Here is a 13,267-nt window from a genome sequence, read left to right as displayed (position 1 = left end):
GAAGATTTGGTTACTTAGGATGAGTAATCAGCATGGAGCAAACGGACATTGAATGGACGCAATCATTACTAGGATGGTAATGACTAAGGAAAGACAATGGACACCTCAGGATTGAGGCATGGAACACACGTCAGGATGATGTGAATGGACACCGCTCATGGAACAAGTGATGCGCGCTAATTAGGATGAATTAGCTGGCTAGGATAAGGCCAAGGACACCGCTAGGATGGCGATGAAAAGGAATACGCTGAAGGAAACAGCACTGCTATCAAGGATTTGATGCATGGAGCACTTATAGTAGCCGGATTGCTGCGAGTAAGACTATAACCCCGATGGGCTTTTGCCCTCGGGGTTTTTCTTTTTTAACGCTTTCTAAACAAAAAGACGACCAAGTAGGCCGCCTTTTGATTGGAGTTGGTATGATGCACTATTAGTATTACTCTGCTTTCGGGCCTTTTTTATCCATACGGTCTTTCATTTTTTCCCACTTTTCCATGCACTGTTGGTGTTTCTCACCTGATAACTTAGTAAATTGCTCTTTTTGCTCAGGAGTTAACACGCTAAACATATCATGACGTGATTTAGCCATTTTAACTTGGCCTTCTACACGTTGGTTTGCCATGTCTTGAGCAAGACTTGTCACAGCGGCTTGGTCAAAATTATCCGCCATCACTAACTGTTGCATTTTCTCGTGGTTGGCTTTCATTTCATCTCTATGATCTTTAAAGCCTTCTTTCATTGCCTGACGATCTTGCTGGCGCAATTCTTTTAACTGATCTTTTTGAGCGTCAGTTAAGTCTAATTTATTCCAAATACCACGTTCCATTCCCATGCCGCATTGTTGATTATGCTTACCACCATGTTGTTGACCACCATGAGGAGCAGCTAATGCAGACATTGAACCGAATGCTAATGGTGCAGCGATTAAAACAACAAGAGACTTTTTCATAAATGCTTTCATAACACGTTACCTTTCATTATGGAGAATTTGAGCCGCCATTTCTTGGTTAGCGACCGATGACAAATAGAATAAACCTTGCAATGTAAAAGGGTGTATTGCTTACGTAAAACAATGTAAAGCGCTGTCAAATTAGTCGTTTTTCTTACTAAAACAGAGATAATGCTATTATTGCATTCGATATCTATATCTAAATAAGGCCCTTTATGACCCACATTCTATTAGTTGACGATGATACTGAACTCACTGCGTTACTTGAGGATATTCTGACTTTAGAAGGCTTTACTATCTCACAAGCACACAATGGTATTGATGGCCTACAAGCCATAGATAACAGTGTTGATCTGATCTTGCTGGATATTATGATGCCGAAAATGAACGGTATGGAAATGCTTAAAGTGTTAAGGCAGCAGTGGCAAACCCCGGTATTGATGCTGACCGCAAAAGGCGAAGAAGTCGATCGAGTGATCGGCCTTGAACTCGGTGCAGATGATTACCTACCCAAACCATTTAGTGATCGTGAATTAATGGCACGCATTCGTGCTATTTTACGTCGCACTCAACCCCATCAACCTGAGCCAACAGAATCGAGCACTCCTCATGGTCTGCAAGTATTTCCAGGTAAACAAGAGGCTTATTGCCAAGGCACATTATTAGATCTTACCACCACAGAATTTTCTTTATTAGAGTACTTTTTAAATCACATGGGTGAATCCATCAGCAAAGAAGATTTGAGCTTGGAAGTACTTGGAAAGCGCCTCAGCCCATTTGATCGAGCAATCGATATGCATGTTTCGAACTTACGTAAAAAACTGTCTGAGCACCATGAGCAAACCTTAATAAAAACCTTACGAGGTAAAGGCTACTTGATGGTTGAGGATAAATAATGAATTTACCTAAGTTTTCTAGCTTATACGGTCGTATTTTTGCCATATTCTGGCTCACCATGTTATTGGTATTAATTACAGTGGTTGCTGCATCTCAACTCGATCCTAGACAGCTTCACGATATTCCGGCTGAACCATTGAAAGAGATGAAGCTAACCGGACAAGATATTAGCCAAACCTACCAAAATGCGTCTTCACTTAAACAAGCACTGATGCATATAAAAATGCACAACGTAGATAAAGGCCGTCTCAATTACTATTTCACTGACACTAACGACCGTTGGCTCAATCCATCTCAAGGAATGAAACAAAGAGCACTGAATAATTTTATTACCCAATCGGACATGTTAGATAAACCTCAGCAACGTTTGTATGGCAGACTCATGATCGCAGGCCCTGTCCCTGTCGTCATTGCCAAACAAAATCTACACATGTACTTTGCTATCCGTTGGCATCAACCGCCGCCATTTCTACTGCAATTACTCGATAGGCCAATTCAATTACTTCTCGTAGTAATGCTGATCAGCACTCCACTCTTACTTTGGTTAGCGTGGGCATTGAGTAAGCCGGCGATGCGCTTAGAGAAGGCGGCACAAAAAGTCGCGCGTGGGGTTATCGAATACGATCCCGAATTAGAAAAAGGCCCGAGCGAATTCAAACAGGCTGGTGCCAGCTTTAACCAAATGGTCAACGCCATTAACAATAAAACCTCTGAACAGCAGCGATTATTATCTAACATTTCTCATGAACTGCGCTCTCCGCTCACTCGTTTGAGAATGGCTAATGCGTTAGCGATCCGTAAGCAAGGCGAAAGCTCTGAACTGACTCGCATTGATACCGAAGCAGAACGATTAGAATTGATGATTAATGAATTATTAGAACTGTCACGCCAGCAAATCGATGCTCATCAAATTCACCAAAATATCTCAGTGCAAGAGCTTTGGGGAGAAACTATAGAAGATGGTAAATTTGAAGCTGAACAACAACAGAAAAAACTCATTTGTGAATCGATTCCCAACGCACATATCACCGGAAACCCCAACCTACTGATTAGTGCCGTCGAAAATGTCATACGGAATGCGATTCGATACTGCGATCAATCCGTTTGGGTGACGTTTAGCCTACAACATGATGGGTTGGCCATTTTGATTGAAGATGATGGTGAAGGGGTTGATGACAGTGAGCTAGATGCAATTTTCCGACCTTTTTATCGCGTATCTACTGCGCGTGATAGGCACAGTGGTGGTGCAGGATTAGGTTTGGCGATAACCCACAATGTCATTATGCAGCACTGTGGTCATATTCAAGCTTCACGTAGTCAACATGGTGGTCTTGCGGTATCGCTGATTTTACCTATCGATTTATGATCGAGGACTGGTATTATGAACACCTCATCAATTAACGGTACATCCACTATGTTCGACATTGCTTTATTTGAACCAGAAATCGCCCCTAACACCGGCAACATCATTCGTTTATGTGCCAACTGTGGCGCTAACTTGCACTTAATTGAACCACTAGGCTTTGATTTAGAAGAAAAGAAAGTTCGTCGTGCCGGTCTGGATTATCATGATTTAGCACGTGTTAAACGTCATAAAGATTACGCAGCGTTTATTGAATACTTACAACAAGAAAAAGGCGATAATTTCCGTATCTTTGCTTGTACGACCAAAACCACTGGCCATCATGTGGACGCGGAATTTAAACAAGGTGATGTTTTGTTATTTGGCCCAGAAACCCGTGGCCTACCGGCTGACACAATTGAAGCCCTGCCGATGGAACAACGCATTCGTATTCCTATGATGCCAGACAGCCGTAGTTTGAATTTATCGAATGCAGTGGCGATTATAGCCTTTGAAGCTTGGCGTCAAATGGGGTTTGAAGGAGCGGTTTAAGAATAAAGGGAACTCGGTTGCTAGTTCCTAGAAAGAGATAAGGAGACCGTAGTGAGAGCTACGGTCTTTTTTCGTTTATCGGGGCTCGGAAAAGAAAAAAGCGAAAAGAAACGCAACATTTTTGCTCCTGCTTTTACTCGCAACTCGAAGCGAAGCGTTCACGTATCTCGTCACTATCTCTTTTCGCTCTTCCTAGAAACTAGGGACTAGAAACCCTTATTTATCTATCCTCTTATCTTCATCGGCTTTCTTTTCAAATTCTCCTTCAAACACATCTCCTTGCTGATCATGCTCTGAAGTATTAAATGGATTTTCACCATGAAACTGCGATGAAGAATGGAACTGAGCCGAAGAACTGACTTTAACTCGCTGCATTAATTGCTTCGCAATCCAGGCGCGAGGGGCCGGTAATAGCACCAACATGCCAAGTGAGTCCGTCATAAAGCCAGGCGTCAACAGTAATACCCCTGATACCGCTAACATTACGCCTTCAATAATTTGCTGTGCTGGCAGTTCACCTTGCTGCATACGTGATTGTACTGACATCAAAGTTTGAATACCTTGACTACGCACCAAAGATGCCCCAACGAAAGCGGTCAATAGCACAATCGCAATAGTCGGCCATAAGCCAATTAAATCACCGACTTGAATAAACAGTGCAATCTCAATAATCGGAACACAAATAAATAAAATAACTAAAATCGGAAACACAAACACCTCCTATAATCTGTTACTCAGTGTATGCCTTCCCGCTTCATACAACAAATGTTAACCATCTCAAAACGTAACTATACCCAAGATCGATGGTACCTAACAATATAACGACCTAAAGATGCCTTATGGCAGAAAATTTCACACTTCAAAAACAATTCATTTGCAAACAGACAGAAACTCTTATTAAGATGCAATACGCAATCAAAAGTTTGATCTATGATCTATTTTTATACCTATAAAGGGGTATTATTGCAGCGTCAAAGATAAGCCATCTGTATGCAGTGAATGGATTCTAAGCAACATCGGCAAAGATATTTTTTTATTAGCGTTCCATGCTTATAGGATCCATCCAATGACTACACAAACTATCGAAACACCTGTTCAACAATTTCGTATTGAAGAAGATTTACTAGGCACACGTGAAGTACCCGCTGAAGCTTATTACGGTATTCATACTATCCGTGCAGTAGAAAACTTTAACATCTCAAATGCCACTATTTCTGACGTACCTGAATTTGTACGTGGCATGGTCATGACTAAAAAAGCAGCCGCATTAGCCAACAAAGAAATTGGCGTATTACCAGCCGATATCAGTGACTACATCATTCAAGCTTGTGACGTAATTCTAAGCACAGGCAAATGCATGGATCAATTCCCGTCAGACGTATTCCAAGGTGGCGCAGGCACTTCTGTGAACATGAATACCAACGAGGTGATTGCCAACTTAGCGCTTGAGCTAATGGGTAAAGAAAAAGGTGAATACGACTTCATCAACCCAAATGATCATGTCAATAAAAGCCAATCAACTAACTGTGCTTACCCTACAGGTTTCCGTATTGCGGTATACAACAGCATCATGAAAACCATTGAAGCGGTTGAATATCTAAAAGGTGCCTTCGATCTTAAGAGCACTGAATTCGACACCATCATCAAAATGGGCCGTACTCAGCTACAAGACGCAGTACCAATGACCGTTGGACAAGAATTCCACGCATGGTCTGTCACGCTAAACGAAGAAGTCCGTAACCTACAATACATTTCAAAACTATTGCTTGAAGTGAACTTGGGTGCAACCGCTATAGGTACTGGCTTAAACGCAGCGCCGGAATACCAAGCGTTAGCTGTGAAACATTTATCAGAAGTGACTGGCCTTGAGTGCGTTCCTGCGGAAGACTTAATCGAAGCGACCTCTGACTGTGGTGCTTATGTCATGGCGCACGGCGCGCTAAAACGCCTTGCGGTTAAACTATCTAAAATCTGTAATGACTTACGTCTATTATCTTCTGGACCTCGTGCCGGCTTAAATGAATTGAACCTACCCGAATTACAAGCAGGTTCTTCAATCATGCCAGCCAAAGTAAACCCAGTAGTACCTGAAGTTGTAAACCAAGTGTGCTTTAAAGTACTCGGTAACGATACCGCTCTTTCTTTTGCGGCTGAAGGCGGCCAATTACAGTTAAACGTAATGGAACCTGTGATTGCACAATGTATGTTTGAATCACTAGAAATCCTGAAGAATGCTTGTGTTAACTTACGTGATAAATGCGTTGACGGCATCACAGTGAACAAAGAAGTGTGTGAAGCATACGTGTTCAACTCCATCGGTATCGTCACTTACCTAAACCCATACATTGGCCATCACCAAGGTGACATCGTAGGTAAAATCTGTGCTGAAACAGGTAAAAGCGTACGTGAAATTGTATTGGATCGCGGCTTACTAACCGAAGAGCAATTAGACGAAATTTTCTCTCCTGAAAACCTAATGCATCCTCAATACAAAGCAAAACGCTATAACTAGTCGTTAATATAATTAAGGGAACGTTTATCGTTCCCTTTCTTTCAATTACTTATCCAAGTTACTTCAAGTGAAGCTAAAAAGGGACAAGTTGTTAGGTATATTCGAAATTAACGCGCATTACAGATTTCTTTTATTACGAAGTCTGCAGTTCAGGTTGATTTTTTAGATTTTAAAGAAGGTAACAACATGTTATTACAACTATTTATTGTATTACTGTTTATTTATATCGGCGCCCGAATGGGTGGGATAGGAATCGGTTTTGCCGGTGGTGCTGGGGTGGTGGTTCTCACCATGTTCTTTGGTGTAGATGCCGGAACCATCCCAATTGATGTTATTTTAATCATTGCCTCCGTAATTACCGCCATTGCCTCTATGCAAGTGGCTGGTGGTATGGATTGGTTAGTACAATTAGCGGAACAATTTTTACGTAAGAACCCTAAACGCATTACTTTCTACGCGCCAATTGTTACTTACTTTATGACACTACTTGCCGGTACAGGCCACACTGCATTCTCAACACTGCCAGTTATCGCTGAAGTGGCAAAAGAGCAAGGTGTTCGACCTTCAAGACCACTGTCTATTGCGGTTATCGCTTCACAAATTGCAATTACCGCTTCACCAATCTCTGCTGCCGTTGTGTACTTTGCTGGTCTTTTAGAGCCACTAGGCATCAGCTACCTACATTTACTCTTAGTTTGTATTCCAACCACATTCTTAGCTTGTATGATTGGTGCTTTTGTTGCCAACTTCATGGGTTGTGAACTCAAAGATGATCCTATCTACCAAGAACGTATGGCAAAAGGCTTAATTCAATTAAAGAAAAGTACCCAAACCCAAGTAACCTCAGCGGCAAAGCTTTCGGTATATATTTTTGCTGTCGCAATTGCGGTTGTCGTAGTTTACGCCACACTAATCAGTGATTCGATTGGCTTAATTACCCACCCTCACATCGACCGTAACCACGCAATTATGGCCATTATGCTAACGGCTGCGGCTGCAATGGTTATATTTTGTAAACTTGACACTAATAAAGTAACGACGGCTGCAACATTCCGTTCAGGTATGAGCGCGTGTATTTGTGTGCTTGGGGTGGCTTGGTTAGGTGATACCTTCGTGTCTGCCCACTTAAATGAAATCAAACATTTTGCGGGTGATTTACTACAACAATACCCATGGATGCTAGCAATTACTTTATTCTTTGCTTCTATGTTGCTTTACTCTCAAGGCGCAACGACAACAGCGTTAATGCCTGCAGCACTTGCGATTGGTGTAGCACCTCTTACTGCTGTCGCATCATTTGCGGCGGTAAGTGCTCTATTTGTATTGCCAACCTACCCAACACTATTAGCCGCCGTTGAAATGGATGACACAGGCTCAACTCGAATTGGTAAGTGGGTATTTAACCACCCATTTATGATCCCAGGTGTGGTAACTATTGCGTCTTCAGTAATACTGGGCTTTTTATTCGGTGGATTAATTCTCTAGTTCATCATTCAATGACAAATCTTCATCAAAACGAGTCTTAGGGCTCGTTTTTTTAAGTCCAGTTTTTTTATCAAACCTTTCTCCCCCCATCAGTCTACACTTTGCGTATATAAAGCGGCCTATTCCTTCGCCAATCTTCCTTGCCTAAAGGTCTGGATGATAGCTCTGAATTCTGCATCTTGAAGTCACTTGGGTATAAATGTCTGTGATATACTCTCGCAATGAAACCAAAACCTCCTTTGTGTGGTCTGATTCTGAGATCCCTTTTTTACATTGACACTTTAATCGGAAGTTGAATTTTTATGGCCGTCATTCGTTGCTTATTTACTTTGCTCGTTAGCTTATTTATTGGTTTTTCGACAACCACTCAAGCGGCCAATTTTGACTCGGCGCAAACTCCTTTAGCCAACTTCACTAATTCAGCATCACCAACCACCAACAATCAATTCGTACCGGTTGATCAAGCTTTTCCATTTAATTTTATTCAACAAGGCAACGCAATCACACTAGATTGGCAAATCAAACCGGGCTACTACCTATACCGCGAGCGTTTTTCTTTCCAAACTAAAAATGCCGAAATAGGTGAAGCGAAGATTCCAGAAGGCACTTTCCATTCTGATGAGTTTTTTGGTGATGTGCATATTTTTACCGAACCTGTCAGTGTTGAAATTCCATTAAAAAACGTAGCAGATAGCGCTGAACTGATCGTCCAATACCAAGGCTGTGCCACTACCGGTTTTTGCTACCCACCAGAAACCCGCATAGTTCCATTAGATAAATTAGTTCAACTAGATCAATTAGGGCCACAGGATCAAATTGGTCAGCCATCGAGTTCAGCAACCAATAGTAATCAAGCAACAGAGAGCACTCAAACAACAGAAAACCGACCTGTAGCAACCATCAACACCAATTCTGCAGATAGCAATATTGCTTCTCAATTAGCAGAACATTGGTGGACACCATTATTATTTTTACTTCTCGGTATTGGTTTAGCCTTTACTCCATGTGTATTACCTATGTACCCAATTTTAACCGGCATCGTACTCGGTGGTGGCCGTTTGAGTGCCAAGAAAGCCTTTAAACTGTCTTTCATCTACGTGCAAGGTATGGCGCTAACCTACATGCTACTTGGCCTAGTGGTTGCTTCCCTGGGTGTCCAATTCCAAGCCGCCTTGCAAGCTCCGGCAGTTTTGATCGGTTTAAGTATCGTATTTGTATTGTTATCGCTATCGATGTTTGGTCTCTACACCATTCAACTACCGAGTCGACTGCAAACTTGGCTAAGTGAACAAAGCAATAAACAACAAGGCGGTAATTTAGCCGGGGTGTTTATTATGGGCGTGATCTCCGGTTTAGTTTGTTCACCATGTACCACCGCACCGCTTTCTGGCGCACTATTGTATGTCGCGCAAAGTGGCGACCTGCTAACTGGTGCCATTGCCCTGTATGCCTTAGCCATAGGTATGGGCATTCCACTGATTGTCGTCGCGGTATTTGGTAATAAGTTACTGCCACAAGCTGGCGAGTGGATGAACCGAGTAAAAGTACTGTTTGGTTTTATCTTGCTCGCAGCGCCAATTTTCTTATTAGAACGCATCTTGCCAGAAGTTTGGGCGCAAGGATTATGGATCGCACTTGGACTCATCAGCTTTAGCTGGTTGTATCATGTTAAACAAACCATGCAGCAAGCGAGTTGGCAGCAAAGCCTTGTCGGTATTGTGGCAATTCTAGGTTTGGTGTTCTCAGCTTATTTCGGTTTGCAAGCCGCTGGGATGATTAATTCAGAACAAAAGCATTCGCAATCATCACAAGCTAATATTGCCTTTACTCGAATAACAACAATAAGCGAACTGGAACAACAACTAGCACAAGCTAAAGCTTCTAATAAACCCGTTATGTTTGATTTCTATGCCGACTGGTGTGTAGCTTGTAAAGAGTTTGAGAAATACACCTTCCACGCTCCAAAAGTTAGCAGTGAGCTTGCTAATTTTGTCCTTATTCAAGCAGATGTCACCGCTGCAACTCCAGATGACATTGCCTTAATGGAAAAAATGAAGGTACTCGGATTACCGACGATAGAATTTTGGGATGCTCAAGGCAAACATATTCCACAAGCTCGTATTACGGGGTTTATGAATGCTGATGACTTTTCTCAACATTTAAAGCAAAACCAGTTGCTATAAAACGTTAAGTTAGACAAAAGTCGGATATGGTTCAGACTTTTGCCTTTGCTCGGTTGAGAGATGCGGTAAACAAGTTGATAATGAATTCATTGTTACTTTAATAGTGAACTTATTGTCATGGATTCGACATACAACATTATCATTGCAGATGATCATCCACTCTTTCGTAACGCCCTATTTCAATCTATTCATATGGCGGTGAGTGGCGCTAACTTACATGAAGCCGACTCTCTCGATGCATTACTGGCATTAATAAAGAAAGTCGATGAACCCGATCTTTTATTACTCGACCTGAAAATGCCCGGCTCAAATGGCATGTCAGGCTTGATTCACTTACGCTCAGAATATCCAGATTTACCGATAGTCGTGATTTCCGCCAGTGAAGAATCTAGCGTGGTCAGTCAAGTGAAAAGCCACGGTGCATTTGGTTTTATTCCTAAATCTAGCGATATGCGCGAACTTAACAGCGCACTCAACCAAGTACTCAATGGCGACCCATTCTTCCCTGAAGGCCTCATTCAAAATAATGATGCTTGTAATGAACTCAGCCAAAAACTGGCGGCCTTAACACCTCAGCAATATAAAGTATTAGGCATGTTGTCAGATGGCTTGCTTAATAAGCAAATTGCTTATGAATTGAATGTTTCAGAAGCGACGATTAAGGCACATATGACAGCAATATTCCGTAAGCTTGATGTCAAAAACCGTACTCAAGCGGTGATCTTACTGCAACAGTTGGAAACAGAAAACTAATAATTACAAGCCATTACTCGCGATCAATAAAATGTATCAATAGCAAAATTATGATACATTTTATTGGTCGCTTTCTTTTTTCCCTTTAGCAACAAAAAGTGAACCCTCATTCACAGCCCTCTGCTAATTCACCCCAATTAAGCGACATATCGAGATAATTTAGCGACTCGACGTATTTTAATGCTAACGCCATTAATCAAAGAGTGCCTTGTATGTTTATAATTGATCAACTTATCTTACTCGCTGCCATTTTAATTGCCTTTGGTATCCTCTCAAGCAAGGTTTCTGCACGTTTAGGCTTACCTGTATTGGTGATGTTTCTAATTGTTGGCATGCTGGCTGGAGAAGATGGTCCTGGTGGCATTGATTTTGATAATGCCCTTATCGCTCATTCATTAGGTACCTTAGCGCTGGCTATCATCTTATTTGATGGTGGCTTAAACACCCCAATGGCATCTATTAAATCAGTCTGGAAGCCGGCCTCTTTATTGGCCACTCTCGGAGTTTTATTCACGTCGGCAATAACCGGTCTTGCTGCTGCTTATATTCTTAATATTCCTTTAATTTACGGCCTATTGATTGGTGCGATTGTCGGTTCAACGGATGCTGCTGCCGTATTCTCTTTATTAAGAAATGCTGGCATTCATATCAATCCTAAACTCAAATCCACCTTGGAGATAGAAAGTGCAACCAATGACCCGATGGCGATCTTTCTCACCGTGGGACTTTTAGAAGTAATCGTAAATGGATTGGAGCCTGGAACAGGGTTACTTATGCTCTTCATCCAACAAATAGGCATAGGGTCTGTTGTCGGCCTTGCATGTGGATGGTTATCTGTCCGATTAATTAATCATATCAATTTAACGACATCCGGGTTATACCCTGTCATGGTAGCGGCTCTAGGCTTATTGTCATTTGGAATTAGTGCAAATTTAGGCGGAAGTGGTTTTTTATCTATTTTCATTACAGGCGTCGTGATTGGTAATAGTCGTTTTGTCTTCCAACGCAGTACTTTTTTATTCCATGATGGATTAGCTTGGTTAGGCCAAATCTGCATGTTTATGATGTTAGGACTACTGATCACGCCATCATCATTACTAGATGTTTGGTTTGAAGGCTTAATGATCGCAGTGGTTCTAACATTAATTGCCAGACCCATTTCCATTCTACCGATATTAAAACCTTTTGGTTTCAGCTTACGAGAAATCACATTAGTTTCTTGGGTTGGGCTACGTGGCTCGGTGCCCATCATCCTCGCCATTTACCCTTTAATGTATGGGGTGCCTGATGCTGGATTAATTTTTAATGTAGTTTTTTTCGTGGTATTTATTTCTGCAACCATACAAGGTTCAACTTTACCTCTCATGGCTCGACGATTAGGCTTAACTGAACCTGCACCATCAACCCCTGCAGCAACCTTAGAAATCACCACCCTAGGTGACGTCGATGCTGAAATTGTTGAATACAGACTCGGAGCAAATTCAAGGATAGCCGGACGCCGTTTATCTCAAATGGCACTTCCTGATGGCACTGTTGTCGCCATGATAACGAGAGGAAAACAAGTCATCCCCCCTCGTGGTTCCACTTTAATATTGGCAGAAGATCATTTATTTATCATGATGAAACCTAATGTTAGAGATTTTGTTGACCTTATTTGTTCGAGTGCAGATGAAACACCAATAGAAAGTTTGCCTAATCATGAACTATGCTTGAAAGGCTTTACCAAAATAGGTGATATACATCATTCTTACGGTATCGATTTACCCGCAGAGCATCATCTCTCTTTAAATGAATTATTAATGCAATCATTTGATGGTATCCCTATTCGTGATGCCGCAAAAGAATTTGGTCATGTCACATTGTTTATTCGAGATATTGTTGATCAACGAATCACCACAGTCGGAATTGTCATCAGCCCGAAAGAACCACTTTAACCCTTAACATCATAAAGGAGCCATCTTGATCAGCGTTTTAATCACCCAATTTGTCGTATTATGGGCCGTCATTGATCCCGTTGGTACTGTGCCGATTTATTTATCTCAAACTCAAGGGCTTTCGACCAAACAAAAGCGCTTAGTCGCTCTAAAAGCGGTGGCAATTGCAACCGGTGTATTATTGTTCTTTTTAGTGATGGGACAGCTCTTATTAGAGGCGATGCAGATTCCATTGCCAGCCTTCCAAGCAGCCGGCGGATTAGTTTTATTATTATTTGCTTTGAGCATGATTTTTGGTGAAGGAAAGCCGGCACAAGAAGCAAAGTTAACTCAAGATCTTAATCGTTCTGATCTAGCAAACTTAGCGGTTTATCCATTAGCAATTCCCTCCATTGCCTCTCCAGGAGCGATGATGGCTATTGTATTACTAACCGACAACCATCGAAATTCAATTATCGACCAAAGCTTAACTGCTGGGGTTATGATATTGGTATTATTATCAACATTAGCTTTACTGATTGGTGCCACGGGTATCCATAAAATCATTGGCAATGTCGGTGCGGCAATTATTAGCCGAGTCATGGGGTTAATTTTAGCGGCCGTTGCAGTTAACAACTTACTCTTAGGTGTAAAAGACTTCTATTTTACTTAAGCTAACTT

The 13,267-nt window shown here is 41.7% G+C and carries 11 protein-coding genes; 9 read left to right on the top strand and 2 right to left on the bottom strand.

Annotation, left to right across the window (positions count from 1 at the left end; genetic code table 11):
* Positions 1–436: 436 nt before the first annotated feature.
* Entirely contained in the window at positions 437–961 is a 525-nt protein-coding gene (locus QQJ93_RS00290) for a CpxP family protein (protein WP_089124709.1), read from the bottom strand.
* A gap of 203 nt (positions 962–1,164) precedes the next feature.
* Here QQJ93_RS00290 and QQJ93_RS00285 point away from each other — a divergent pair, with 203 nt between their 5' ends.
* Genes QQJ93_RS00285 through trmL form a run of 3 tightly spaced genes read left to right on the top strand, consistent with a single transcriptional unit; the run spans position 1,165 to position 3,740 of the window.
* Complete coding sequence (locus QQJ93_RS00285) at positions 1,165–1,845, top strand: response regulator (protein ID WP_089124710.1); 681 nt, start codon at positions 1,165–1,167, stop codon at positions 1,843–1,845.
* Positions 1,845–3,212, top strand: coding sequence for an envelope stress sensor histidine kinase CpxA (gene cpxA / locus QQJ93_RS00280; RefSeq protein ID WP_089124711.1), 1,368 nt, complete (start codon positions 1,845–1,847; stop codon positions 3,210–3,212). The genes QQJ93_RS00285 and cpxA overlap by 1 nt, the downstream gene beginning before the upstream one ends.
* 48 nt (positions 3,213–3,260) lie before the next feature.
* Complete coding sequence (gene trmL / locus QQJ93_RS00275) at positions 3,261–3,740, top strand: tRNA (uridine(34)/cytosine(34)/5-carboxymethylaminomethyluridine(34)-2'-O)-methyltransferase TrmL (protein ID WP_089124769.1); 480 nt, start codon at positions 3,261–3,263, stop codon at positions 3,738–3,740.
* Between the two features lie 216 nt (positions 3,741–3,956).
* Here trmL and QQJ93_RS00270 read toward each other — a convergent pair whose 3' ends face one another.
* Positions 3,957–4,451, bottom strand: a complete 495-nt coding sequence (locus QQJ93_RS00270; RefSeq protein WP_089124712.1) for an FxsA family protein — start codon at positions 4,449–4,451, stop codon at positions 3,957–3,959.
* Between the two features lie 355 nt (positions 4,452–4,806).
* Here QQJ93_RS00270 and aspA point away from each other — a divergent pair, with 355 nt between their 5' ends.
* The 6 genes from aspA to QQJ93_RS00240 all read left to right on the top strand — a co-directional run bounded on the left by aspA (position 4,807) and on the right by QQJ93_RS00240 (position 13,259).
* Complete coding sequence (gene aspA / locus QQJ93_RS00265) at positions 4,807–6,252, top strand: aspartate ammonia-lyase (RefSeq protein WP_089124713.1); 1,446 nt, start codon at positions 4,807–4,809, stop codon at positions 6,250–6,252.
* A 186-nt stretch (positions 6,253–6,438) separates the two neighbouring features.
* Positions 6,439–7,737, top strand: coding sequence for an anaerobic C4-dicarboxylate transporter (locus tag QQJ93_RS00260; protein ID WP_089124714.1), 1,299 nt, complete (start codon positions 6,439–6,441; stop codon positions 7,735–7,737).
* 311 nt (positions 7,738–8,048) lie between these two features.
* Complete coding sequence (locus tag QQJ93_RS00255; RefSeq protein WP_431313581.1) at positions 8,049–9,920, top strand: protein-disulfide reductase DsbD; 1,872 nt, start codon at positions 8,049–8,051, stop codon at positions 9,918–9,920.
* 117 nt (positions 9,921–10,037) lie between these two features.
* On the top strand, positions 10,038–10,673 hold the full coding sequence (locus QQJ93_RS00250; protein ID WP_089124716.1) for a response regulator: 636 nt from the start codon (positions 10,038–10,040) through the stop codon (positions 10,671–10,673).
* A 212-nt stretch (positions 10,674–10,885) separates the two neighbouring features.
* Positions 10,886–12,607 carry a potassium/proton antiporter gene (locus tag QQJ93_RS00245; protein WP_089124717.1) on the top strand — a complete coding sequence of 574 codons (1,722 nt, stop codon included), beginning with the start codon at positions 10,886–10,888 and terminating at the stop codon, positions 12,605–12,607.
* 25 nt (positions 12,608–12,632) lie between these two features.
* On the top strand, positions 12,633–13,259 hold the full coding sequence (locus QQJ93_RS00240) for a MarC family protein (protein ID WP_089124718.1): 627 nt from the start codon (positions 12,633–12,635) through the stop codon (positions 13,257–13,259).
* Positions 13,260–13,267: the final 8 nt, after the last annotated feature.

Origin of the sequence: Vibrio algivorus, from assembly GCF_030161215.1 — a bacterium.
GTDB classification, from domain to species: Bacteria; Pseudomonadota; Gammaproteobacteria; order Enterobacterales; family Vibrionaceae; genus Vibrio; species Vibrio algivorus.
Note: the sequence above shows the minus strand (reverse complement) of the source record. Positions and strands in the feature narration are given on the sequence as shown.

Bases quoted from the DNA above. Each gene is read 5' to 3' on its own strand.
- QQJ93_RS00290 (WP_089124709.1), bottom strand. From the start codon at position 961: ATGAAAGCATTTATGAAAAAGTCTCTTGTTGTTTTAATCGCTGCACCA.
- QQJ93_RS00285 (WP_089124710.1), top strand. From the start codon at position 1,165: ATGACCCACATTCTATTAGTTGACGATGATACTGAACTCACTGCGTTA.
- cpxA (WP_089124711.1), top strand. From the start codon at position 1,845: ATGAATTTACCTAAGTTTTCTAGCTTATACGGTCGTATTTTTGCCATA.
- trmL (WP_089124769.1), top strand. From the start codon at position 3,261: ATGTTCGACATTGCTTTATTTGAACCAGAAATCGCCCCTAACACCGGC.
- aspA (WP_089124713.1), top strand. From the start codon at position 4,807: ATGACTACACAAACTATCGAAACACCTGTTCAACAATTTCGTATTGAA.
- QQJ93_RS00260 (WP_089124714.1), top strand. From the start codon at position 6,439: ATGTTATTACAACTATTTATTGTATTACTGTTTATTTATATCGGCGCC.
- QQJ93_RS00250 (WP_089124716.1), top strand. From the start codon at position 10,038: ATGGATTCGACATACAACATTATCATTGCAGATGATCATCCACTCTTT.
- QQJ93_RS00245 (WP_089124717.1), top strand. From the start codon at position 10,886: ATGTTTATAATTGATCAACTTATCTTACTCGCTGCCATTTTAATTGCC.